This is a genomic window from Mesorhizobium sp. M0761 (assembly GCF_040320205.1).
GTDB lineage: Bacteria > Pseudomonadota > Alphaproteobacteria > Rhizobiales > Rhizobiaceae > Mesorhizobium.
Map to the genome: position 1 here is coordinate 1 of NZ_JAMYPF010000019.1, position 22,964 is coordinate 22,964.

The window sequence follows — 22,964 nt, forward strand, 5'->3', positions numbered from 1 at the left end:
CCGCCAGCGGCGCACCGCCCTCGTTCGTGAGGCGTATATAGTCGCCACCAACCAGAACTGTCAACAGTCATCGACGATGTTTTTGAACTTTTTACGACAGAAGTTTTGGCGACGCGGACTGCCCCAAGGGAACATTGGCATTGCCAAAAAGGAGCCCTATTGCCGCCGCATTGCCGTTCGACACCAAGGCCAACAAAGAAGGGCTCGGCGCGGCCCGCGAGGTGCCTTCCTATAAGAGCCAAAGCGGGGTCTGCGCATCACGGTTCGGAGCCTCCTACAAGAGGATAAAGACGCCTCTCTACAAGGGGCTGTAAAACAGAGCGTGTGCGTGGGGATTTCGCCGCTTCGTTGACTTCACTCGCCGTGACAGGCAAATGTCATGGCCCAACAGAAGCGAAAAGCCGTTCCGCCCGGGGAAGAAGCAGCCTTTCTGGATGCCAGACACGGAAGATGTCATAGCCGAACTCGGCAATGAGCCGCCGCTGATCGCGGATGGCCGCAGCGGCCCGCCCGACCGGCGCGAGGTTTCGGCGCGCTGGCTGTCGGGCACCTTTCTTACCGGCGTGACCTCGAGTGTGCTGATGGGCGTGGCGTTGTTTGCCGCCCTTGACGGCCGCCAGCAGCTGGCAACCCCGCCCGAAATCGCCGAACTGGCCCAGCTCGAAAGCGGCGGCGATTCCGGCGAGGTCGCCAAGACCACCAGGCTGGTGGCGCCGCGCCAGATCGCCAAGGCCAAGGACCGCCGGCGCATGGAAGTGTCGATGGTGACCAAGGTCGGTGACCGCGACGTTATCCACACCATGCCGTTCGTGCAGATCAAGATGGCGCTGGCCGCCGGCCACACCACCAACCGCGCCTATCCGCCTTTCGACCCGATGCAGGTGTTCGGCGACGATGGCGACTCGACGCCGGCGCAGCCGGCGACGGCTTCCGCAGTTGGGGGCCAGATCTACGGCGCCAAGGTCGAAAGCGAGATGAGCCTGAAGACGGTCGATTTCCCGGTCGAGACGGCCTCCTTCGACGAGAAAAGCGACCTGTCCGCCGACGAGGTGGAAAAAGTGGTGCGCGAAGCCGGCACCGACCTCAGCGACGGCGCCGTGCAGGTCGCCTCGCTGCATTATGTCGACCCGCAGCGATTCGGCGATGCCTTCGCCGAATCGATGGCCGGCTCCTACGACGTCAAGATCGTGCCGGAAAACGTCTCGGTGGCGCCGCGCGTCGCGCTCGACGACCAGACCCCGGCTTTCGCCGAGGAAATCATTCCCTTCACCAGGGACCGCGACATTGCCGAGGCTTTCGCTGATTCGGGCTATACGGGCGATGACGCCACCGGCATGGCGGAGGCGATCGGCAAGCTGCTCAACGCACCGGCGCTGAAGGCCGGAACCGTGCTGCGGGTCGGGCTCGAGGTACATGGCGACGCCGCCAAGGTCGTTCGCACCAGCGTCTATGACAAGACAACGCACATCGTCACCATCGCGCTCGACGACCGCGGCCAGTATGTGCCGGCGCAGGAACCGGAGCCGAACCCCGAATTGCTGACCGCGTTCGACGATTCGTCGGCACCGGTGGTGGTGCGCGGCAATCTGCCGAATGTCTATGACGGCATCTACCGCGCCGCCTATTCCTATGGCATGTCGAAGAAGCTGACCCAGCAATTGGTCAAGCTCCTGGCCTCCGGCGTCGACTTCCAGTCCAGGCTCAATCCATCGGACCGCATCGACGTGCTGTTCTCGCAGCCTGACGGCGACGACCAGGCCTCCGACGAATCGGAACTGCTCTATGTCTCGTCGACCTTCGGCGGCCAGACACGCAATTTCTACCGCTTCCAGATGCAGGACGGCTCGACCGACTATTTCGACGAGGATGGATCGAGCGCCGAGCAGTTCCTGCTGCGCAATCCCCTGCCGGCCGGGAAATTCCGCTCCGGCTTCGGCGCCCGCCGACATCCGATCCTCGGTTATGTCCGCATGCATACCGGCGTCGACTGGGCGGCGCCGATCGGAACGCCGATCATCGCCGCCGGCAACGGCACCATCGAAAAGGCCGGCTGGGCCGGCGGCTACGGCAAGCAGATCATCATCCGCCATGCCAATGGCTACGAGACCTCCTACAATCACCAGAGCGCCTTTGCCAAAGGCATCGAACCGGGCGTTCATGTCCGCCAGGGCCAGACCATCGGCTTCCTCGGTCAGACCGGCCTCTCCACCGGTCCGCATCTTCACTACGAGCTGATCGTCAACGGCACCAAGGTCGACCCGATGCGCGTGCGCCTGCCGGTCGGCAAGGTGCTGAAGGGCGACGACCTGGTCGCTTTCAAGCGCGAGCGCGAGCGCATCGATGAACTGCTCAAGCAGGAAGACAGCAATCCGCTGAAGGTCGCGAGCGCCAAGATCGAAGGCTAATGCATGTCGCCCAGAAGTGTGCCGCGGTTCTGGGACAACGACATGCCTCAAAACAAACACTTAAAGCGCGTCGTATGAATCCGTTTCAGCGCGACGCGCTTTAAGCCGTCACACTCGACGCCGGCGAATCATAATCGCCCCATCAGAGCATTCCGAATCGGGTCGGCTCCGAATCAGGTCGACTGCTCCTCTTCGGCTCGTGACCAAGGCAGCTTTTGCCCCGAAACGGTGGCCCAGGCGATAACAGCGGCAAGGAGGCAAAGCACGGCCGTCACTGTCGACACGGCCGCGAACGCCGCATCGCTGGCGGCGAGCCGTGTTGCATCAAGGTCTGGCGCCAGGCCGGCCAATGCCGGTTCTCCGAACCCCGGAATGCCCGGCCTGACGCTGGTATCGAGCATCGTCGAATAGACCCAGGCCGCGAGCGAGCCCATCGCCGCCACAGCAATCAGCCCGCCAATGCGCGAAACCGCATTGTTGATGCCGGAAGCGGCGCCGGTATCCTTGTCCTCGACCGCGGTCATGACCGCCGTCGACAGCGGCGACACCACCAGCGCCATGCCGAGCCCCATCACGGCCATCAGCGGAAAGATACCGGTCCAGAAATTGTGCATGCCGGCATGAGTGAGCAAAGCCAGCCCGGCAAAGGCGATGGCAACTACCAGGCAGCCGCTGGCGATCGGAAAACGCGGACCGATGCGATCCGACCACTGGCCGACGAGACCCGACAGCAGCGCGATCGACGCCGACAGCGGCAGGAAGATGAAACCGACCTCTTTGGTGCTCAGCCCCCATCCGGCGATCAACAGCATCGGCAGGTAGAACAGATTGGCCGACAGGGCGAAATACAGGAAGAAGGTGGCGAGGTTGGCGCCGGCAAAGGCGCCGATCCGAAACAGCTTGAGATCGATCATCGGCTCGCGCTGCCGAAGCTCGAAGACGATGAAGATGATAAGCAGCACGGCGCCTGCGGCGATGCTCGGCCCCGACATCAGCCCGCTGCCTTCGGCGCTCATCGAGGTCAGTCCGTAGGCAAGCGCCCCGAAGGCAAGCGTGGCGAGAGCGGCGCCGCCGAGATCGAGGCTTCGCTTCTCCGTCGGCGCGTCGGCGGGAATCTTGGCCAGCAGGAGATAGATCGAGATCAGCCCGAGCGGCAGGTTGACGGCGAAGATCGCCCGCCAGATACCGCCGCCAAAGGCCGACAGAACGAAGCCGCCGAGCACCGGACCGAGCGCCGTCGTCAGCGCCGAGGCGGCGGCCCAGATGCCGATCGCCCGGCCGCGCTCCTTCTTCGGATAGGCCTTGGCGATGATGGCGAGGCTGCCCGGCACCATGATCGCCGCACCAATGCCCTGAATGGCGCGAAAGGCGATGAGCACCAGCGCATTCGGCGCCACCGCGCAGGCCAGCGAAGCGACGATGAACAGCGCGATGCCGGCAACGAAGGCGCGCCTGAGGCCAAACCGGTCGCCGGCGGCGCCGCCGGCCAGAATCAGCGCCGACAGCGTCAGCGCATAGGCGTTGGAAATCCACTGGACCTCGGCCAGGCTGGCGCCGAGGTCGACGCGCATTGCCGGCATGGCAATGGCCAGGATCGACCCGTCGATGAAGCCGAGCGCTGACGCCAGGATCGCCGCGACCAACACGAACTTGCGCTGCGACTGCGGGCAAAATGTACCGTTGGAAAGCGCCCTGCTCAGGGGAACGGCTGCGGCTTCGCTCGGAGACTTCATGAGCGTCTGCTTAGACTTGTTGCGGGCCGGCAACAACCAGCCAGCGCCCTGCGCTCATGAATCCAGCTTTGGATATCGGTCTGCCTTATGGGCAGGCCGATATCACTGCGCTGGAGCGCTCACTTGCTCCGCAACATCATCGGCCGAGGGACCGCCGACGAACTCGACGGTGACGCCCGGCGACACCAGCTTGGCCAGTTCACGCGCATCCCAATTTGTCAGGCGCACGCAGCCATGGCTTTCGGTCTTGCCGATCTTGGAGGGATCGGGCGTGCCGTGAATGCCATAGGTCGGCTTGTCCAGCGCGATCCACACCGAGCCGACGGGGCCGTTCGGACCCGGCGGGATGGTCAGGATTTTGTCGTTCTGGCCCTGCTTGAAATTGATGCTGGGGTTGTAGGTGTAGTTCGGATCGAGCGCGACGCGCGACACCGTATGGGTGCCGGTCGGCGAGGGCGTGTCGGCTGAACCGATGGTGGCCGGATAGGCCGCGACCAGCTTGCCACCGGCGTCATAGGCGAACACCTGCTTCTTGTCCTTGTCGGCGACGATGCGGGCAACCGGCGTCGCCACCAGCCTGCCGAAATTGGCGACCTTGATGATGGTGCCGGGACGGCTGAAGTCGGCCTCGGGATTGAGCCCCTTCAGGTAGTTCTCGTCCATGTGGAACCGTTCGGCCAAGGCTTCGGTGACGGAGGTGTAAGCCATGCGGTCGAGCTGCGCCTTCTGGCTGTAATCCTCCGGTATCGAGGCGACATAAGGCCCGGCCGCGTCCTCGGGCGTGATCGTATAATTGGCGAAAGCATCGCCACCGGTTTGCGCCAGCGCAGCCTGGATGCCGACCGCGTCGGTCGAGCGCAGATTGCTGCCGGTGATCTGGTTATAGGCGGCAAGCGCCTTGTCGACATTGGAGCCGAAGCGCCCGTCGACGACGCCGGGTGAAGCGCCGGCGCGGTCGAGCAGCACCTGCAAGGCGGCTACATCCTGGCGTGCGCCGAGTGAAAGCGAGGGATCGACCACGGTCTTGCCACCGGCTTTCGGCGGCAGCGCGGCCTGGTCGGCGGGCGCCGCCGGTTCGGCGGGATCGATAGAGGCTTCGTTCAGCGGCTGGCGCTTGACGGGCCGCGGTTCAGCGGATTTCGGCGCTTCCGGATAGGTGTCGCTGTCATTGGCATCATCCTGCGGAGCGGCCCCCAGGAATCTGTCGCTTTCAGGATCGTATTCATCAACCGGCGGGCCGGGGATTCGTCCCTGATCGTCCAGTTGCCTGCGGCGGAAACGCGCCATGTCTTCGGGATCGTCGAGATAGTAGCGGTCGTCGTCTTCGACCGGTGCGCGTCCAAGCTCACGTGCCCGCATTTCCCGGCGCAGCGCGCGGCGGTCGAGCCTGGTCTGCGGCGGCTGGATGGCGATGACCTTGCCGGTCTCGGCATCGACGATGACGCGGTTGCCCCTGGCGTCGTAATAGATGTCGAGATTGCCGTCCTGGGCAAGCACAATGCCGCCGCTATCGGCGGCGCGGACGGCCGGCAGTGCGTTGTCCACAGTCGGCGATGCCATGGCGCTGGACGTGAGCAGCCCGGGGGCGAGCACCGAAAAGGCAAGGATCGTGCGGAACATGGTGGTCAAACTCTCCGGTACTTACAGCGCCGCGCGTCCGTTTGGACGCGCAAAGGTCGCTGTAACACTTCATGTCTGCGCATGATCCTTTCCGAAAATCGAATTTCGATTTTCGGGGTCATGCGTAATTGCCGCCGCCCGGCAGTGTTCCCACCAGAACGTTCTCGCCACCGTTTGGATGCGCAAGGAACGCCCTGATCGTCAAAAGCCTGCAGGCAAACCCCTTCGCCAGCAAACCACAACATAAGCTTTCCAACATGAACCGGGCATGAAGATGGCGGATTACTGGTTGCTACAGGCCCAATTCCTTGCGCGTCTGCTTCGTCAGCTTGAGGACGACGAGGCGGTGGCTTTCGCCGAGATAGTCCTTCAGCGCATCATCATCCATGCTCTGGCTTGTCTGACGCTGGATCCATTTCATGCCGCGCGAGGCGAGATAGGGCGCCGGCCGGCAGCCGGGCTGATCCTTCAGCACGTCATAAGCCATTTCAGAGCATTTGAAGGTGACGAAGACGCCACCCTCCCGGTCATGGCCGGCGATGGTGAAGACCTTGCCACCGACTTTCCAGACATCGGCCCCGCCCCACTGCACGACATGCGTCGTCTGCGGCAGCGAGGCGCAGAAGCTGTTGTAGTCGTCCAGCGTCATCTGCACCCCCGTCAAAGGATTGTTGTTTCATAAGAAAATGCCGCGCGTCCGGTCGGACGCGCGGCGTTGGATCAGGCTGCCGCGTCGGTCGGCACCACAGTGGGCCTGGACCGGAAATTCAACCGGTCGGAGCCGGCGGTGACCTTGACGGTCGAGCCGTCGAGTATCTCGCCAAGCAGGATTTTTTCCGCCAGCGGATCTTGCAGGTCCTTCTGCATCACCCGCTTCAGCGGCCGCGCGCCATAGGCCGGGTCGTAGCCCTTCGCCGCCAGCCAGTCGATCGAATCCTGGTCGAGCGACAGTGTGATCTTGCGGTCGGCGAGCAGGCTTTCCAGCCGCTTGAGCTGGATCTCGACGATGCGGCCCATATCCTGCCGGCGCAGCCGGTGGAACAGGATCACCTCGTCGACGCGGTTGAGGAACTCCGGCCTGAACGAGGCTCTCACCACGCTCATAACCTCGTCGCGCACGGCATCGACGTCCTGCTCTTCGCCGAGATTGACCAGATATTCGGCGCCGAGGTTCGACGTCATGACGATCAGCGTGTTGCGGAAGTCGACCGTGCGGCCCTGCCCGTCGGTCAGCCGCCCGTCGTCGAGCACCTGCAACAGCACGTTGAAGACATCCGGATGCGCCTTCTCGATCTCGTCGAACAGCACGACCTGATAGGGCCGGCGCCGCACCGCTTCGGTCAGCGCACCGCCTTCCTCATAGCCGACATAACCGGGAGGCGCTCCGATCAGCCGGGCGACCGAGTGCTTCTCCATGTATTCCGACATGTCGATGCGCACCATAGCGCTCTCGTCGTCGAACAGGAAATTGGCCAGCGCCTTGGTCAGTTCGGTCTTGCCGACGCCGGTCGGTCCGAGGAACATGAACGAGCCGATCGGCCGGTTCGGATCCTGCAGCCCGGCCCGGGCACGACGCACGGCCTTGGACACCGCCTGTACCGCTTCGCCCTGGCCGACGACTCGCTTGCCGATCTCGTCTTCCATGCGCAGCAGCTTGTCGCGCTCGCCCTGCAGCATCTTGTCGACCGGAATGCCGGTCCAACGCGACACGATATGGGCGACGTGGTCGGGCGTGACCACCTCTTCGACCATGCCGGCCTTGCCGTCCTGAGCTTCGGCTTCCTTCAGCTTCTTTTCCAGTTCCGGGATCTTGCCATAGGCAAGCTCGCCGGCGCGCTGGAATTCACCCTTGCGCTGGGCAATGGCGAGGTCGTTGCGGGCCGCGTCGAGCTGCTTCTTGAGGTCAGCGGCGAGGCCAAGCTTCTGCTTCTCCGACTGCCATTTGGCGGTGATCTCGGTCGATTCCTCCTCGAGGCCGACGAGTTCCTTTTCGAGACGCGCGAGCCGGTCCTTTGACGCCTCGTCCTTCTCGACCTTCAGTGCCTCGCGCTCGATCTTGAGCTGCATGATGCGGCGATCGATTTCGTCCAGCGCCTCGGGCTTGGAATCGACCTGCATCCTCAGCCGCGACGCGGCTTCGTCGACAAGGTCGATCGCCTTGTCCGGCAGGAAACGGTCGGCGATGTAGCGGTTGGACAAGGTCGCCGCCGCGACCAGCGCCGAATCCGAGATGCGCACCTTGTGGTGCTGCTCGTACTTCTCCTTCAGGCCACGCAGGATCGACACGGTATCTTCCACCGACGGCTCGTTGACGAAGACCGGCTGGAACCGGCGGGCAAGGGCCGCGTCCTTCTCGACATGCTTCCTGTATTCATCGAGCGTGGTCGCGCCGACGCAGTGCAGTTCGCCGCGCGCCAGCGCCGGCTTCAACAGGTTCGAAGCGTCCATGGCGCCATCGGCCTTGCCGGCGCCGACCAGCGTGTGCATCTCGTCGATGAACAGGATGATGCCGCCGGCCGCCGAGGTGACTTCGTTGAGCACGGCCTTCAGCCGCTCCTCGAACTCGCCGCGATATTTGGCGCCGGCAATCAGCGCGCCCATGTCGAGCGCCATCAACTGCTTGTCCTTCAGCGATTCGGGCACGTCGCCATTGACGATGCGCAGCGCCAGACCTTCGGCGATCGCCGTTTTGCCGACGCCCGGCTCGCCGATCAGCACCGGGTTGTTCTTGGTACGCCGCGACAGCACCTGGATGGTGCGGCGGATCTCGTCGTCACGGCCAATCACAGGGTCGAGCTTGCCGGCGCGGGCATCGGCGGTAAGGTCGCGCGCGTATTTCTTTAGCGCGTCATAGCCCTGCTCGGCGCTCGCCGAATCGGCGGTACGGCCCTTGCGGACGTCGTTGATCACCTGGTTCAGCGCCTGCGCTGTGACGCCGGCCTTGGACAGGATATCGGCCGTCTTGGCCGACTTCTCCATGGCCAGAGCCTGCAAAAGCCGTTCAACCGTGACAAAGCTGTCGCCGGCTTTCTTGGCCAATTCCTCGGCGGTCGAAAACACCTTGGCCAGCGGCTGCGCGAGATAAAGCTGGCCGTTGCCGCCTTCCACCTTGGGCATGGCCTCAAGGGCGGTCTCGACGCCAAGCTTGACGTCGCGCACGTTGCCGCCGGCGCGCTCGATCAGCGAGGCGGCCAGCCCCTCATCGTCATCGACGAGGACCTTCAGCATATGTTCGGGAGTGAATTGCTGGTGATTGCGCGAGAGCGCCATGGTCTGGGCGGACTGAATGAATCCGCGGACGCGCTCGGAGTATTTCTCGAGGTTCATATCTGTCTCCTTCCATCACCGGCCCGCTTTGCGGCACCGGATCAGATTGCGGTGACGGACCCGCTCATCCGAGCCGGGTCCAGTTCACGCCAGATATGGGGCGCAAGCCATTGCCGCTCAAGACGTCCGGCTGATGATATTGCATCGCCGAGCAAACGAAAACGGCGGAGATTTCTCTCCGCCGTTTCATCGACTTATGTCTTGTGGGTCAGTTGTTGGCGTCGACGGCGAACGGGTCGCCGGCAGGGCTTTCGGCCGGCGCCGCATCAACCACGTCAACAGCGGCAGCGGTCTCGCCGGCGCCATCCACCACCTGGCCACCACCAGACTGTTCGTCACCGACCTGATCGGCATTGTTGCGCGGGCGGCGCGGACGCCGCGGGCGACGGGCAGCGCCGCTCTCCGCGGCTGCCTCATTGAGTTCGGCCCGGGCGGCAAGAGCCGCCGGCGACAGGTTTTCGTACAGCGGCGCCGGCTCGGAGAAACCGCTCTCGGCTTCGGGCTCAACCGCGGAAACGGTTTCCGCCTGTGCCGGGGTTTCGGTGAAGCGCTGCTGGTCGCCGCGCTGGCCGTTCTGCTCGCCACGCTGGGCAAAGTCGCCACGCTGGTCGTTCTGGCCATAGCCGCCATTGGGGCGGCGGTCACGGTTGCGGCCATTGTTGTCGCGGCCGTTGTTGTTGCGGCCATTATTGTCACGGCCACTGTTGTTCTCACGGCCGTTTTCCTGGCCGTATGCGAGTTCGGCCGGCGTGCCCTCAATCGTCGGCTGCGGACCGTTGCCGTGGTTCGCCATCGGCGCTTGCGTCTCGCCGCCATTGCCGCTGCCGGCATTGTCAAAATCGTCGCGATCTTCATCGTCGTCGAATTCGTCGCGGTTCTGCGGGGCATTCTGGATCGGCATCTGCGCCTGTGCGGCGGCAATGATGCGGTTGTAGTGCTCGGCGTGCTGGAGGTAATTTTCCGCCATAACCCGGTCGCCGGAGCTTTGCGCATCACGGGCCAGAGTGGCGTATTTTTCGGCGATCTGCTGAGCCGATCCACGGATTTTCACGTCCGGGCCGTTGCTCTCGTAGTTGCGCGTCAGGGGATTTGGGCCCTTGCGGTTGTTGTTGTTGTTATTGTTGTTGCCACCGCCGCCGCCATTGTTGTTGCGACCGCGCATGCGCCTGTTCTGCTGTTGTGGCCTCATAAGACTCTCTTCATTTTGAAATTTTCGAAAAACGTTTCACGAACGGAGGCGCTCATGCAGCCAGCCGTTTCGTTTCTTCACCGGCGTTCGCCCGCATCAATTGCGTTGGCGCCACGTGTCATCCCGTTCCGGTTACATCACTTGCCGGACGATTCCCGCACGAAGCTTGGGCGTCGTTTGCGCAAGAAGGCAGCTATTTCCAAGGAAAACCGAATCGCTAAGAGCACTGCCTGCTTCGTCTCATCCGGTTAGGGCGGACCCTAGCCGCATTCCCCGGCATTGCCAAGCGCTTTTTTGCACTGCATCAAGGCTTTCCCTGTTCAAACATAAGAACCCTGTCGTTTCCGCCAAGATCGACGAATGCCCCGGCCAGCCTGTAGCCGGCTGCCGCGAATATGTCTCTGACCTCATTGCGCTGCGAGTGGCCGATCTCGACCGCTATCTTGCCTTCTGCTTCCAGAAACTTTGCCGCCTCGGCGGCGATGATCCTGTAGGGGCCAAGACCGTCCACACCGCCATCAAGGGCTCTGTGCGGATCGAAATCGCGGACTTCGTCCTGCAGATTTCCAATGTCTCCAGACGATATATAGGGAGGGTTTGCGGCAATTACATGGTATCGGCCCGAAACTTTTTCGAACCAGTCGGACTGCAGCCCCACGAACCGGCCGGCGAATCCGAGTTGCTCGGCATTACGTATCGCGGTTGCCAGCGCGTCTTGTGAAATATCGACCCCGGTGGCGGTCGCGGCCGGAACCGCGCTGAGCAGCGCCAGCGCAATCGCGCCGGTACCGGTGCCGAGATCGAGGATACGGTATTCCCCCAGCCTTTCGGCCGTCGCTCCGGCAAAAGGCAGGATCGCCTCGACCAGCGTTTCGGTGTCCGGCCGCGGCTCCAGCGTTTCCGGCGACAGCGACAGCCGCAGGCCGTAAAACTCGCGAAACCCGAGGATGCGGTGCACCGGTTCGCCGGCCATGCGGCGCTGCAGAGCAGCGCCGATTGCGGCAACCGCACCCGCATCGACCGTCCGTTGCGGGTCGGCGATCGCCTGCGTACGGTCCGTGCCGGAAAAATGTTCGACGATCAGCCTGGCATCCAGCGCCGGGTCGGAAAGGCCGGCCGCGGCAAGCCGCTCCCGCGCCACCCGCAACAACGGCCCGAGCGCGCCGGGCAACATGTCAGCCATCGAAGCCGATATCGGCGAGCAGCTTCGACTGATGGTCGGCGATCAGCGCATTGATGACCTCGTCGAGCTCGCCCATCATCACCCGGTCGAGCTTGTAGAGCGTCAGGTTGATACGATGGTCGGTAAGGCGGCCCTGCGGGAAATTGTAGGTGCGGATGCGCTCCGAACGGTCGCCCGAACCAACCTGCGATTTGCGCGACTCCGAGCGCTCCTCGTCTGCCTTGCTGCGCTCAAGGTCGTAAAGCCGCGCACGCAGGATCTGCATGGCTTTCGCCCGGTTCTGATGCTGCGACTTCTCCGCCTGCACCACCATGATGCCGGTCGGCAAATGGGTGATGCGCACCGCAGAATCGGTGGTGTTGACGTGCTGGCCGCCCGAACCCGAGGCGCGCATCGTGTCGATGCGGATGTCTTCGGCGCGGATATCGATGTCGACCTCTTCGGCTTCCGGCAGAACGGCCACCGTCGCCGCCGAAGTGTGGATGCGCCCGCTGGCCTCGGTCGCCGGCACGCGCTGCACGCGGTGCACGCCGGATTCGAATTTCAGATGCGCAAAGACGCCCCTACCGGAAATGGTGGCGATGATTTCCTTGAAGCCGCCGGCATCGCCGTCGCTGGCCGACACCGTCTCGAAGCGCCAGCCGCGTTCGGCGGCATAGCGCTCATACATGCGAAAAAGGTCGCCGGCGAACAATGCCGCCTCATCGCCGCCGGTGCCGGCGCGGATTTCAAGGATGGCGTTCTTGTCGTCGGCCGCATCCTTGGGCAACAGCAGGATCTGGATGTCCTTCTGCAGCTCTTCGATACGCGCTTCGACGCCGGGCAGATCTGCCTCCGCCAGGGCCCGCATCTCGGCATCGGTGCCCTTGTCGGCAAGCATCGCCTCGAGGTCGGCTTGCTCGCGCTCGACTGAGCGCAGTTCCCTGACCTTGGCCACCATGTCCTGCAGCTCGGCATACTCCGAGGCCATCTTCACATAGGCATCGGCCGCCGGGCCGGCCGACATCTGCGCTTCGAGCATCTCGAAACGCTTGACGACCTGATCCATACGCTCGCGGGGAAGATTGACCATGGCTAATGCTATAGCGGGATGGAGCGGTCGTCGGCGAAGGCCTGCAGCAGCGCCCGCATCGGCAGCCCTTGAGCTGGCGCCATCAGATTGTCGGCAAAGAAAGCCTCCAATTCCTCCAGTGGCAGTTCGGTCAACATCGCCTTGACCGGGCCGATCGAGGCTGGAGACATCGAGATCGAGCGGTAGCCAAGGCCGATCAGCGCCATGGCGGAAATGGGTTTTCCGGCAAGCTCGCCGCACAGCGTCACCGGCGTGTGGTTGCGAACCCCGGCGTCGGCGATCTGCTTCAGAACCCGCAGGAAAGGCGTCGAAAGCGTGTCGAAGCGGTCGGAGAGCTGCGTGTTCCCCCGATCGACCGCCATGACGAACTGGAACAGGTCGTTGGAGCCGACCGAGACGAAATCGACCGCCTTCATCAACTCGTCGAGCTGGAACAGCAGCGACGGCACTTCCAGCATGGCGCCCACCTTGAGGCTGGTCGGCAGATGGTGGGCAAAGCGGGAGAGATGCCGCACTTCGCGGTCGATGATCTCGCGCGCCTGGGCGATTTCGCCGAGTTCGGTAACCATCGGCAGCATCAGCTTCAGTTCGCGCCCGCCGCAGGCCTTCAGCAGAGCGCGGATCTGGGTCCTGAGCAGACCCGGCCGGTCGAGCGTCAGCCGGATCGCGCGCCAGCCGAGCGCAGGGTTTTCTTCCTGGATGGCGCCCTTGAAGTAGGGCAGCACCTTGTCGCCGCCGATGTCGATGGTGCGGAAGGTGACCGGCTTGCCGCGCGCCGCGTCCAGCACGTCGCGGTAGAGCCGCTCCTGCGCCTCGGCACGCGGGAAGGTCGAGGCGACCATGAACTGCAATTCGGTGCGGAACAGGCCGATGCCGGCGGCACCCGCCTCGGCCAGCTGCGGCAGGTCGACGGCCAGGCCCGCATTCATCAGCAGGTCGACCTGGACGCCGTCCTTGGTCACCGACGGCTTCTTGCGCAGTTCCCGGTAGACTTCCTGCCGGCGCGCCCGGAAGCGCACTTTTTCGGCATAGGCAGCTTCGAGGTCGGGCTGCGGCCGCAGATGGATGGTGCCTTCCTCGCCGTCGACGATGATGGCATCGCCGTTTTCCGCCATGGAAACGGCGCCCTTCATCTGGCCGGCGACCGGAATGCCCATGGCGCGCGCTACGATGACGACATGGCTGGTGGCAGCGCCGTCTTCCAGCACCACGCCGCGCAGCTTGTCCCTGGGATAATCAAGCAGTTCGGCCGCGCCCATCGAGCGCGCGACCAGGATGGCATCCTTCGGCAGTGACGCCGCGACGTCGTCAGGCCCGCGCCCCATCAGCTGGCGCAGCAGCCGGTTGGCGAGATCGTCGAAGTCGCTCATCCTCTCGCGCAAATAAGGATCGGTCATGTGCAGCATGCGGGCGCGCATGTCGCTTTGGACCTTTTCCACCGCCGCTTCCGCTGTCAGGCCGTTGCGGATCGCCTCTTCCAGCCGGCGCACCCAGCCGCGGTCGTTGGCAAACATGCGATACGCTTCGAGCACCTCGCGATGTTCGCCCTCGAAGGCGACATCGCGCCGCTCCAGCATGTCGTCGATAGAAAGCCTGAGCGAACCGAGCGACGTCTCCAGCCGGCGCACCTCTTCCTCACTGTCCTCGTTGAACAGATTGGTGACGACGATGCGTGGCTCATGCAGCACGACATGGCCGAGGCCGACGCCCTCGTTGAAGGACAGGCCGGTAAAGCTGACGGGACGGCGCAGATCGAGTTCGAGGCCGGGCCGGGTCAGGCGCGCGAGATCGCCGGTGGCGATCATCTCGGCGATCACCATGGCGGTCGTTTCCAGCGCCTCGACCTCGTCGTCGCGGTAGTGGCGCATGGTCTTGTTCTGCACCACCAGCACGCCCAGCGTGCGCCCTGCCCTTAGTACCGGCACGCCGAGGAAGGAATTGTAGATCTCTTCGCCCGTCTCCGGCAGGTAGGCGAAGGCCGGATGTTCCTGTGCATTGGAGAGGTTGAGCGGCCGCGCGCTCGCGGCAATGGTGCCGACGAGGCCCTGCCCCAGCCGCAGTTGCGCCAAATGGACGGCGTTCGGGTTCAGACCTTCGGTGGCATAGAGTTCGAGCACCGAATCGGCGCGCAGCACATAGAGCGAGCAGACCTCGGCGACCATGTTGGAGGCGATGTCGCGCACGATCCGGTCGAGCCGCTCCTGCGGCTCCAGCGGCTCCTGCATGAGCTCGCGGAGCCGTTTCAGCAGAACGCGCGGGCCGCTGGCCGTATCACGCATCGCGGCTTCTTCTCCAATGGGCATTTTGCCCGCCGCAGTTTCCACTGCGACCGGCGCACACGCAACAACTCAAATCGCTCTCGCTACTGCTTATCCAGACCGTACACGGAATGCAAAGTACGAACCGCGAGTTCCGTGTAGGGACCGTCGATCAGTATCGAAATCTTGATCTCGGAGGTAGTGATGGCGCGGATGTTGATCGCCTTGTCGGCCAGCGCCTTGAAAGCGGTGGCGGCCACACCGGCATGGCTGCGCATGCCGATGCCGATGACCGAAACCTTCGACATGCCGGCTTCCGACTGCACCACGTCATAGCCGATCGAAGCCTTCAGACGCTCCAGCACGGCCAACGCCTTGTCCACGTCGCCGGACGGCACGGTGAAGGTCATGTCGGTGAACTTGCCGTCCTCGGAGATGTTCTGGACGATCATGTCGACATTGATGTTGGCCTCGGCCAGCGGGCCGAAAATGCCGGCGGCAACGCCCGGGCGGTCGCCGACGCGGCGCAGAGAAATCTGCGCTTCGTCCTTGGCGTAGGCAATTCCGGTGACGACCTGCTGTTCCACGATCTCTTCCTCGTCGCAAATGAGCGTTCCCGGAGGATTGAGCAAATCCCCCATTCCGGGCGCATCGGGATCGTCGAAGGACGACCGCACGAACGTACGCACCCTGTGCACCATGGCAAGCTCGACCGAGCGCACCTGCAAGACCTTGGCGCCGAGCGAGGCCATTTCGAGCATTTCCTCGAACGAAATCTTGTTGAGCCGCCGCGCCTTCGGCTCGATGCGCGGATCGGTGGTGTAGACGCCGTCGACATCGGTGTAGATGTCGCAGCGGTCGGCCTTGACCGCCGCGGCAATGGCCACCGCGCTTGTGTCGGAGCCGCCGCGGCCGAGCGTGGCGATGCGGTTGTCCGGGCCGATGCCCTGGAAGCCGGCGACGACAGCCACCTGGCCCTCGCCGAAGCGCTTGATCAGGAACGCGCCGTCAATTTCGAGGATGCGCGCCGCGCCATGCGCGTTGTCGGTCTTGATCGGGATCTGCCAGCCCTGCCAGGAGCGGGCATGGACGCCCATATTCTGCAGTGTGATCGCCAGCAGGCCGGCAGTCACCTGCTCGCCCGAGGCGACCACGGCGTCATACTCGCGCGCGTCGTGCATGGGCGAGGCTTCGCGGGTCCAGCCAACCAGTTCATTGGTCTTGCCCGCCATCGCCGAAACCACGACAGCGACCTCATGGCCGGCATCGACCTCGCGTTTGACGTGACGCGCCACATTGCGGATGCGGGCGATGTCGGCGACGGAGGTTCCGCCGAATTTCATCACGATGCGCGCCATGGAAGCGAAATGCCTTTGACTGAAGCCGGCCCAGGACCGAAAGGGGAAGTAAGCGCTCGACAGAAGCCGGCCGCTGAATGCGCGCCTCCTTAGCCAAATGATCACGGTTTCGCAAGGCTGGCGGCGGATGCCGGCTTCAGGATCGCGGCATATTGCGTTCGGCCCCGCCGCCGCTTACCAAATGCTGCCCGCGGGAAACTCCTTTTGGTCCGGCATATCGAATGATTGTTCGCCTTCGACGCGCCATGCGGTGGCAATCGCTGCCGCTGTTCATCGGCTTCGCCGTGCTGGCGTTGATCGTCGGCACACGCGCCGTGCTGGTCGAGACCCAGAGAGCCAATCGTGAGGCCGCGCGCGAGGCGGTCGAGTATCAGGAATTGCTTTCCGGTTTGCTTGCGATGGCTCAGGAGGCCGAGACCAGCCAGCGCGGCTATCTCCTGACCGGCGAGAAATCCTACCTCCAGCCTTATCGGCAGGCGGTCGACGCCATTCCGGGCCAGCTTGCCCGCATCGACGGCATGACCGCGCCGGACGACGAACTCGTGCAGCAGATCAACCACGTCAAGGACGCGCTTTCACAAAACCAGGCCGAATTGGCTGAGACGATTGCACTCTACGATCGCGGCGATGCGGCAAAAGCTCTGGAACTGGTCCGCAGCGGCCAGGGCAAGGCCGCCATGGACCAGATCCGGGCCAGCATGGACACGATCCGGCGCATTGGCGGCGCAGCCATCGCCGCGCGCGACGCTCATACCGACCGGGTCGAAAACTGGCTGCGAATCGGCTCGATAGCGGCGCTGCTGGCGATCTTCCTGCTTGGCGCCTACACGGTTCGCCTTTCGCGCCGGCGCTTCCGCGCAGTGGCCATCGCCCAGGAAGAGCTGATGCGCAAGAACATCGAGCTCGGCAACGAAATCCAGACGCGTGAAAAGGCCGAATCGCAGATCCGCCAGATGCAGAAAATGGAAGCGGTGGGCCAGCTGACCGGCGGTATCGCCCACGATTTCAACAACATGCTGGCGGTGATCATCAGCGCCATTAACCTCGCCCAGCGCAAGCTGGCGCGGGGCGAGCACGACATCATGAAATTCATCGAAGCGGCGACCGATGCGGCGACCCGGGCCGCAAACTTGACGTCACGGCTGCTTGCCTTCTCGCGCCAGCAGCCGCTCGCGCCTCAGGTTGTAGACGCCAATCGTCTGGTCACCGGCATGTCGGACCTGCTTCGGCGGGCGCTCGGCGAAACCATCCGCATAGAAACCGTGCTGGCTGGCGGCCTGTGGAAGACCCATGCCGATCCGAGTCAGCTCGAAAATGCCATTCTCAACCTGGCGGTCAATGCGCGCGACGCCATGGGCGAGGACGGCAAGATGACCATCGAGACCGCCAACAGCCACCTCGACGAGGGCTACGCCGCCACCCATGCCGAGGTCAAAGCCGGCCAGTATGTGATGATCGCGGTCAGCGACACCGGCGCCGGCATGCCGGCGGACGTCATGGAGCGGGCTTTCGAGCCGTTTTTCACCACCAAGCCGGTCGACAAGGGCACCGGCCTCGGGCTGAGCCAAGTGTTCGGCTTCGTCAAACAGTCCGGCGGACACGTCAAGATTTACTCGGAACCCGGCCAAGGCACCACGATCAGGATCTACCTGCCGCGCTTCTTCGGCCCGGAAGAGGCCGCCATATCTTCGGAACGAGCCGGAAATCCTGCCGTGCCGGTCACCGAAACCATCCTTGTCGTGGAGGACGATCCACGCGTGCGGGCTTCCACCACGGATGCCATGCGCGAACTCGGCTACACCGTCATTCATGCCGCAAGCGGCCAGGAAGCGCTGGAAAAGCTGGGCGACAACCCTGGTGTGGCGCTCATGTTCACCGATATCGTCATGCCGGTGATGAATGGCCGCAAGCTCGCCGAGGAGGCGCTGGCGCGCATGCCGAAGCTGAAGGTGATCTTCACCACCGGCTTCACCAGGAACGCCGTCGTCCACAATGGCGTGCTCGACCATGACGTGCATTTCCTGGCCAAGCCCTTCACCATCGAGCAGCTGGCGGCGAAATTGCGCGACGTGCTGGACGCAAGATGACCGAGGCCCTGGAAATCGTCACCTTTCGCCTCAAACCTGGAGCGGAAGCGGGCTTTGCCGCCGCCAACAACCTGGTCGCCGACTGGCTGGCGCGGCAACCTGGTTTCGTAAACCGCTGTCTGGCGCGGCGGGACGATGGCGGATGGGTCGATGTGGTGCGCTGGCGAAGTCGCGAGCAGGCTCTCGCCGCCGCAGGCCGGATCATGGCCGAGATCGGCGATTGCGAAGCGATGCGGGCCATCGATCCCGCAAGTGTTGCGATGGAACATGCGGCGATTGTGATCTCGAGGCCATAGGTCGACTAGCCAGCAGTCGCAAAAACCGGCCTTGACTTTCTTGCCCCGGCACCCGACTTCCTAGCGTCCGAGGAGACCCGCCCCATGCCAGAGGCCCGACGATCGACAATCGATGCCGGAGAAGTGGAACGCTTTTCCGCGCTTGCCGCCGAATGGTGGAACCCGAACGGCAAATTCCGTCCGCTGCACAAATTCAACCCGGTCCGGCTGGCCTATATCCGGGACCAGGTGGCGGCGCGCTTCGGCCGCGATCCGCGGGCGGCGCGGCCGTTCGAAGGCCTGCGTTTCCTCGATATCGGCTGCGGCGGTGGATTGTTGTGCGAGCCGATGGCAAGGCTTGGCGCCGAAGTGGTCGGCGCCGACGCCTCGGCAACCAACATCGAGGTGGCGAAGCTGCACGCGGCCGAAGGCGGCGTGACGGTGGATTATCGCGCTACGACCGCTGAGGATTTGGCCGATTCCGGCGAGAAATTCGACGTCGTCCTCAACATGGAAGTTGTCGAGCATGTTGCCGATGTCGACCTGTTCATCGGCAAGTGCGGCGAGATGGTCAAGCCCGGCGGCATCATGTTCGTGGCCACGATCAACCGCACGCTGAAGGCACTGGGCCTGGCCATCATCGGCGCCGAATATGTGCTGCGCTGGCTGCCGCGCGGCACCCACCAGTTCGGCAAGCTGGTGCGGCCCGAAGAGCTTGAAAAGGCGCTCGGCAGCGCCGCCATGACCATCATCGACCGTACCGGCGTGACCTACAATCCTCTCGCCGACCGCTGGGCACGCTCCAAGGACATGGACGTCAACTATATGGTGCTGGCGGAAAAACGATCGGTCTGAACAAAAGGGGGCGGCCGTGGACACTATGAGGGCCCGAGAGCTGGCGCTCGATCTTCCCGAAACGGTCGAGCAATCGCATTTCGGCAAGGCTGACTTCCGCGTCCGCAACCGTATCTTCGTCTCGCTGCCCGAAGCCGACCGTGCTGTCGTCAAGCTCGACCGCGACCAGCAAGAGATGATGGCCGCGGCTGAGCCATCGGTTTTCAGGCTCGTGACAGGCGGCTGGGGCCAAAAGGGATGGACGTCGATCATGCTCGAAGCCTGCGACGAACAGACATTCCGCAGCGCCGTTCGGACGGTCTGGCGAAACGTCGCCCCGCCGGCGCTACGGAAGCGCCTCGACGCGAGCCAAATTTAAGCTTGAGCAGTTCGAGGAAAAGTGTGAAGCGGTTTCCCGGGAAAGCGCATAGCGCTTTGCCTAGGGAATTGCGTAAACAAAGACCCTATGCCTTCTGGCTCTGCGCCTTGGTGGTGATGATCACGCCGATGGTGATGATCACCGCGCCGGCCCAGGTCAGCAACTGGTAGTGCTCGCCGAGGAAGATGGTTCCGGCAAACAGGCCGACGGCCGCCGCCACATAGCCGATCTGGCTGAGATAGACCGGACCGCCCACGGCCTGCAGCCGGAAGAAGAAGGCAAACATCGCCGAGGCCGAGGCGACCTGCGCCACGACAACCAGCGGCACGGCCCTGAGCGGGGCGAAGGCGCCGACCCCGAACAGCGCGAGAATGCCGACTAGCAGCAGCGTTCCCGAAGCCAGATGGCTGCCGACGGCCAGTTCGATCGGGCCGGTGCCTTGGGGCCAGTCGACGGTGCGATAGATATTGCCGGCGGCAAGGCTGACCGGGATCAAAAGTCCGACCAGTACCCAGAAGAAATCGGCCGGCTGGCCGGCCTCGCCGCGCGTCACCGCCACCATGACGGCGCCGATGAAGCCGACGGCGATACCGATACTGCCGAGCGTATTTGGCCGTCGAACGCCGAGCAGGATCGAAAACACCAGTGTGATGACCGGCGACAGCGTGAACATGATGCCGGTATAGCCGGCGCCGAGATGCGGGATAGCCGAAAACATCAGCAGATTGGGCACGGCGTAGGACACGGCGGCGGTGATGAAGAAATAGCGCAGTCTGTGCGAGGTGAGCCGCATGCGCTCGCCGTTCGCGAGCAACGCGCACAGCAGCACGCCCCCGGCGCCGAACGAGATGACGAAGGCCCAGACCATGGCCGGAACGCCGGCAGCCGTCGCCAGCTTGCCGAACGGCAGGGTCAGGCCGAGCAGGCCGCCGGTGACGACCAGCAGGCCAAGCGCCGATTCCCAGAGAAATTTCATCGGATGGTCCCGTCACTCACTTGCGGCACTGGGTCGAAACTGTATCTTGAGGTAGCATACCACAAAGATTCTTAACGTCAAGATACTTAGCGGTGAGACAGATGGATCGCGCGGCAAAGGCGGTGGAGCAATGGAAGCGGGAACGGCCGGACCTGGAGGTGTCGCCAATGCTGGTGCTTGGGCGGCTGAACGAAGCCTCGTCGCTAATCGCCCGCGAGCGCCTCGCCCCGCTGTTTGCCCGTTTCGGACTGCAGGCCGGCGAATTCGATGTGCTGGCGACGCTGCGCCGCTCCGGCCAGCCCTACGCGCTGACACCGACCGCTCTATACGAGGCGACGATGGTGACCTCTGGGGCCATGACCAACCGGCTCGACCGGCTTGAGAAGGCCGGACTGATCCTGCGCGGCCCGCACCCCAACGACCGGCGTGGCATTGTCGTGCAACTGACCGAAAAAGGTCTGGCCTTGATCGACGAAGCCCTGACCGCCCACGTCGCCAACGAGCATGAAATCCTCGCCGGGCTCACCGGCACGGAGCGGGGGGCACTGGCTCAGTTGCTTGGCAAATTGATCGATAGCGCCAGCTGATCGCTCAATTGCGCTCCTCGGGAAAACTCGGGATCGGCATGAAATCGATGCCATCCTCGGCCAAGCTCTTGGCTTCGTCCAACGTCGCCTCGCCATAGATGCCGCGCGCATCGCTCTCGCCGAAATGGATCTTGCGCGCTTCTTCGGCAAACTTGTCGCCGACATAGTCGGCATTCTCGCGCACCTTCTCGGCCATCGCCTTCAGTTGCGCCAAAGCCTGCTTCTGGGTTTCGCCCATGGCCAGCGCAATTGTTTCCTGCTTCCGCGCGGTGGAGACGGCTGGCGCCATCAGCGCCTTTTGCACCTTGTGCGAGCCGCAGCTCGGGCAATCGACGAAGCCGCGCTTCTTCTGCGTGTCGAAATCGTCATTGCTGCGAAACCAGCCCTCGAATTCGTGCTCGTGCTCGCAGATCAGGGCAAAGCGGATCACGAAGCCGCGCCCCTGAGCCGCGGCGCTTCCACTGCGCCGGCATTGACGGCAAAATCACGCGCGTTCTTGAGATTGGGGATTTTCTTACGCGCGGCCGACGACTGCGCCGTGTCGATCTCGGCGATGATCACCTCCGGATCGTCATGGTCGGCCTCGGCGAGAATTCGACCCCATGGGTCGACGATCAGCGAATGGCCATAGGTTTCGCGGCCATCCTCATGCAGGCCACCTTGTGCTGCAGCAACCACATAGGCGCCGTTCTCGATGGCACGGGCTCGCAGCAGCACATGCCAGTGCGCCTCGCCGGTCTGGCGGGTGAAGGCGGCAGGCACCGACAAGAGGTCGGCGCCGGCCATCGCCTCGGCGCGGAACAGCTGTGGAAAGCGTAGATCGTAGCAGACGGCAAAGCCGAGCCTAGCGCCGTCGATCTCGGTGACGACGGCCTCGGTGCCCGGCTCATAGGCGGCGGATTCGCGCCAGCTCTCGCCATTGTCGAGGTCGACATCGAACATGTGGATCTTGTCGTAGGTGGCAAGGGTGGCGCCGTCCGGCCCAAACAGCAGCGCCCGGTTGGCGAGCTTGCCGTCGGTGCGCAGGATGGCGGTCGAGCCGATGTGCAGGAAGACGCCGAGTTCGCTGGCGAGCTTGCGCGCGGCCGCCACGACGATGTCCTTGTCTTCCAAGGTGAAGGAAGCAGCCCTGGCTTCCTTGTCGCGGATCAGCGCACCGGTCATTTCCGGGGTCTGGATGTAGGTTGCACCGAGGCCTGCCGCTTCGCGCACCAGCCGTTCGAGATCGACCGCGTTGCGCTCGGGGCTCTCGCCCGAACGCATCTGGATCGCCGCCGCCTTGAAAATACCCATCGTCACGTCCTCTTTGAGCAATTCCAGGAAAATCGTGTAACGGTTTTCCGTCCGGAATTGCGTAAAAACAAAGACATAGAGCGGCGCTACGAACCGCTCTTTGTCGTCGAGCCGTTGGCAAGCAGCCTATCCAGCTGCCCCCGTGCCTCCAACTCGTGGAGGTCGTCGGAGCCGCCGACATGCGTGTCGCCGATGAAAATCTGCGGAAAGGTCGAGCGGCCATGCGCCCGCGAAATCATTTCCTGGCGCAATTCCGGCGAAAACGAAGCGTCATGCTCGGTGTAAGCGACGCCCTTGCGGTCGAGCAGCCGCTTGGCCGCCGCGCAATAGCCGCACATCATACGGGTGTAAATCGTCACATCGAGCATCGGTCCGTGCCTTTCCTCGA

Annotated in this window: 19 protein-coding genes; 6 read left to right on the forward strand and 13 right to left on the reverse strand. The window is 63.7% G+C overall.

The annotated features are described in order from the left end of the window. Nucleotides 1-434: 434 nt before the first annotated feature. Entirely contained in the window at nt 435-2,405 is a 1,971-nt protein-coding gene (locus NKI32_RS24950; protein ID WP_023686664.1) for a M23 family metallopeptidase, read from the forward strand. A 173-nt stretch (nt 2,406-2,578) separates the two neighbouring features. On the opposite strand, the gene NKI32_RS24955 is transcribed toward NKI32_RS24950, so the two are convergent. The 9 genes from NKI32_RS24955 to NKI32_RS24995 form a co-directional block, all read right to left on the reverse strand. Continuing rightward, nucleotides 2,579-4,138 carry an MFS transporter gene (locus tag NKI32_RS24955; RefSeq protein WP_353004076.1) on the reverse strand — a complete coding sequence of 520 codons (1,560 nt, stop codon included), beginning with the start codon at nt 4,136-4,138 and terminating at the stop codon, nt 2,579-2,581. Nucleotides 4,139-4,240: 102 nt separating this feature from the next. Further along, nucleotides 4,241-5,758, reverse strand: coding sequence for a L,D-transpeptidase family protein (locus NKI32_RS24960; RefSeq protein ID WP_353004079.1), 1,518 nt, complete (start codon nt 5,756-5,758; stop codon nt 4,241-4,243). A 292-nt stretch (nt 5,759-6,050) separates the two neighbouring features. Beyond that, nucleotides 6,051-6,407 (reverse strand): MmcQ/YjbR family DNA-binding protein, encoded by a 357-nt coding sequence (locus NKI32_RS24965; RefSeq protein WP_023685771.1) that lies wholly within the window; start codon nt 6,405-6,407, stop codon nt 6,051-6,053. A 71-nt stretch (nt 6,408-6,478) separates the two neighbouring features. Further along, nucleotides 6,479-9,085, reverse strand: a complete 2,607-nt coding sequence (clpB, locus tag NKI32_RS24970) for an ATP-dependent chaperone ClpB (protein ID WP_023672968.1) — start codon at nt 9,083-9,085, stop codon at nt 6,479-6,481. 208 nt (nt 9,086-9,293) lie between these two features. After that, complete coding sequence (locus NKI32_RS24975) at nt 9,294-10,274, reverse strand: DUF4167 domain-containing protein (RefSeq protein ID WP_353004081.1); 981 nt, start codon at nt 10,272-10,274, stop codon at nt 9,294-9,296. Between the two features lie 304 nt (nt 10,275-10,578). Next, nucleotides 10,579-11,457, reverse strand: a complete 879-nt coding sequence (prmC, locus tag NKI32_RS24980; RefSeq protein WP_353004084.1) for a peptide chain release factor N(5)-glutamine methyltransferase — start codon at nt 11,455-11,457, stop codon at nt 10,579-10,581. Then, nucleotides 11,450-12,529, reverse strand: a complete 1,080-nt coding sequence (prfA, locus tag NKI32_RS24985) for a peptide chain release factor 1 (RefSeq protein WP_023824677.1) — start codon at nt 12,527-12,529, stop codon at nt 11,450-11,452. Before prfA ends, prmC begins: the two co-directional genes overlap by 8 nt. Nucleotides 12,530-12,537: 8 nt before the next feature. Further along, nucleotides 12,538-14,808 (reverse strand): phosphoenolpyruvate--protein phosphotransferase, encoded by a 2,271-nt coding sequence (gene ptsP, locus NKI32_RS24990; protein ID WP_023693992.1) that lies wholly within the window; start codon nt 14,806-14,808, stop codon nt 12,538-12,540. Nucleotides 14,809-14,891: 83 nt separating this feature from the next. After that, the gene (locus NKI32_RS24995; protein WP_023672973.1) at nt 14,892-16,145 is read right to left on the reverse strand and encodes an aspartate kinase; all 1,254 of its coding nucleotides are present in this window, start codon (nt 16,143-16,145) and stop codon (nt 14,892-14,894) included. A 245-nt stretch (nt 16,146-16,390) separates the two neighbouring features. On the opposite strand from NKI32_RS24995, the gene NKI32_RS25000 reads away from it, so the two are divergent. From NKI32_RS25000 to NKI32_RS25015, 4 genes are all read left to right on the forward strand, one after another. Further along, nucleotides 16,391-18,232 carry a CHASE3 domain-containing protein gene (locus tag NKI32_RS25000; protein ID WP_353004086.1) on the forward strand — a complete coding sequence of 614 codons (1,842 nt, stop codon included), beginning with the start codon at nt 16,391-16,393 and terminating at the stop codon, nt 18,230-18,232. Beyond that, nucleotides 18,229-18,528 (forward strand): antibiotic biosynthesis monooxygenase family protein, encoded by a 300-nt coding sequence (locus NKI32_RS25005; protein ID WP_352443928.1) that lies wholly within the window; start codon nt 18,229-18,231, stop codon nt 18,526-18,528. Before NKI32_RS25000 ends, NKI32_RS25005 begins: the two co-directional genes overlap by 4 nt. Nucleotides 18,529-18,612: 84 nt before the next feature. Continuing rightward, nucleotides 18,613-19,362: a bifunctional 2-polyprenyl-6-hydroxyphenol methylase/3-demethylubiquinol 3-O-methyltransferase UbiG gene (gene ubiG, locus NKI32_RS25010; RefSeq protein WP_023672976.1), complete on the forward strand. Its 750-nt coding sequence runs from the start codon at nt 18,613-18,615 to the stop codon at nt 19,360-19,362. 25 nt (nt 19,363-19,387) lie between these two features. Then, on the forward strand, nt 19,388-19,720 hold the full coding sequence (locus tag NKI32_RS25015) for an MmcQ/YjbR family DNA-binding protein (protein WP_353004161.1): 333 nt from the start codon (nt 19,388-19,390) through the stop codon (nt 19,718-19,720). Nucleotides 19,721-19,805: 85 nt separating this feature from the next. Here NKI32_RS25015 and NKI32_RS25020 read toward each other — a convergent pair whose 3' ends face one another. Beyond that, nucleotides 19,806-20,696: a DMT family transporter gene (locus tag NKI32_RS25020; RefSeq protein ID WP_353004088.1), complete on the reverse strand. Its 891-nt coding sequence runs from the start codon at nt 20,694-20,696 to the stop codon at nt 19,806-19,808. 101 nt (nt 20,697-20,797) lie between these two features. On the opposite strand from NKI32_RS25020, the gene NKI32_RS25025 reads away from it, so the two are divergent. Beyond that, nucleotides 20,798-21,283, forward strand: a complete 486-nt coding sequence (locus NKI32_RS25025; protein WP_023672979.1) for a MarR family winged helix-turn-helix transcriptional regulator — start codon at nt 20,798-20,800, stop codon at nt 21,281-21,283. A 4-nt stretch (nt 21,284-21,287) separates the two neighbouring features. Here NKI32_RS25025 and NKI32_RS25030 read toward each other — a convergent pair whose 3' ends face one another. From NKI32_RS25030 to grxC, 3 genes are all read right to left on the reverse strand, one after another. Next, entirely contained in the window at nt 21,288-21,713 is a 426-nt protein-coding gene (locus tag NKI32_RS25030) for a DUF1178 family protein (protein ID WP_023672980.1), read from the reverse strand. Beyond that, nucleotides 21,710-22,576: a carbon-nitrogen hydrolase family protein gene (locus NKI32_RS25035; RefSeq protein ID WP_023748462.1), complete on the reverse strand. Its 867-nt coding sequence runs from the start codon at nt 22,574-22,576 to the stop codon at nt 21,710-21,712. The genes NKI32_RS25030 and NKI32_RS25035 overlap by 4 nt, the downstream gene beginning before the upstream one ends. A gap of 86 nt (nt 22,577-22,662) precedes the next feature. Further along, nucleotides 22,663-22,944 carry a glutaredoxin 3 gene (gene grxC / locus NKI32_RS25040; protein WP_023672982.1) on the reverse strand — a complete coding sequence of 94 codons (282 nt, stop codon included), beginning with the start codon at nt 22,942-22,944 and terminating at the stop codon, nt 22,663-22,665. Nucleotides 22,945-22,964: the final 20 nt, after the last annotated feature.

What these genes read in the sequence shown, in the direction of transcription:
- NKI32_RS24950 (WP_023686664.1), top strand. Translation starts at nt 435, where the DNA reads ATGCCAGACACGGAAGATGTCATAGCCGAACTCGGCAATGAGCCGCCG.
- NKI32_RS24955 (WP_353004076.1), bottom strand. Translation starts at nt 4,138, where the DNA reads ATGAAGTCTCCGAGCGAAGCCGCAGCCGTTCCCCTGAGCAGGGCGCTT.
- NKI32_RS24960 (WP_353004079.1), bottom strand. Translation starts at nt 5,758, where the DNA reads ATGTTCCGCACGATCCTTGCCTTTTCGGTGCTCGCCCCCGGGCTGCTC.
- NKI32_RS24965 (WP_023685771.1), bottom strand. Translation starts at nt 6,407, where the DNA reads ATGACGCTGGACGACTACAACAGCTTCTGCGCCTCGCTGCCGCAGACG.
- clpB (WP_023672968.1), bottom strand. Translation starts at nt 9,085, where the DNA reads ATGAACCTCGAGAAATACTCCGAGCGCGTCCGCGGATTCATTCAGTCC.
- NKI32_RS24975 (WP_353004081.1), bottom strand. Translation starts at nt 10,274, where the DNA reads ATGAGGCCACAACAGCAGAACAGGCGCATGCGCGGTCGCAACAACAAT.
- prmC (WP_353004084.1), bottom strand. Translation starts at nt 11,457, where the DNA reads ATGGCTGACATGTTGCCCGGCGCGCTCGGGCCGTTGTTGCGGGTGGCG.
- prfA (WP_023824677.1), bottom strand. Translation starts at nt 12,529, where the DNA reads ATGGTCAATCTTCCCCGCGAGCGTATGGATCAGGTCGTCAAGCGTTTC.
- ptsP (WP_023693992.1), bottom strand. Translation starts at nt 14,808, where the DNA reads ATGCGTGATACGGCCAGCGGCCCGCGCGTTCTGCTGAAACGGCTCCGC.
- NKI32_RS24995 (WP_023672973.1), bottom strand. Translation starts at nt 16,145, where the DNA reads ATGGCGCGCATCGTGATGAAATTCGGCGGAACCTCCGTCGCCGACATC.
- NKI32_RS25000 (WP_353004086.1), top strand. Translation starts at nt 16,391, where the DNA reads ATGCGGTGGCAATCGCTGCCGCTGTTCATCGGCTTCGCCGTGCTGGCG.
- NKI32_RS25005 (WP_352443928.1), top strand. Translation starts at nt 18,229, where the DNA reads ATGACCGAGGCCCTGGAAATCGTCACCTTTCGCCTCAAACCTGGAGCG.
- ubiG (WP_023672976.1), top strand. Translation starts at nt 18,613, where the DNA reads ATGCCAGAGGCCCGACGATCGACAATCGATGCCGGAGAAGTGGAACGC.
- NKI32_RS25015 (WP_353004161.1), top strand. Translation starts at nt 19,388, where the DNA reads ATGAGGGCCCGAGAGCTGGCGCTCGATCTTCCCGAAACGGTCGAGCAA.
- NKI32_RS25020 (WP_353004088.1), bottom strand. Translation starts at nt 20,696, where the DNA reads ATGAAATTTCTCTGGGAATCGGCGCTTGGCCTGCTGGTCGTCACCGGC.
- NKI32_RS25025 (WP_023672979.1), top strand. Translation starts at nt 20,798, where the DNA reads ATGGATCGCGCGGCAAAGGCGGTGGAGCAATGGAAGCGGGAACGGCCG.
- NKI32_RS25035 (WP_023748462.1), bottom strand. Translation starts at nt 22,576, where the DNA reads ATGGGTATTTTCAAGGCGGCGGCGATCCAGATGCGTTCGGGCGAGAGC.
- grxC (WP_023672982.1), bottom strand. Translation starts at nt 22,944, where the DNA reads ATGCTCGATGTGACGATTTACACCCGTATGATGTGCGGCTATTGCGCG.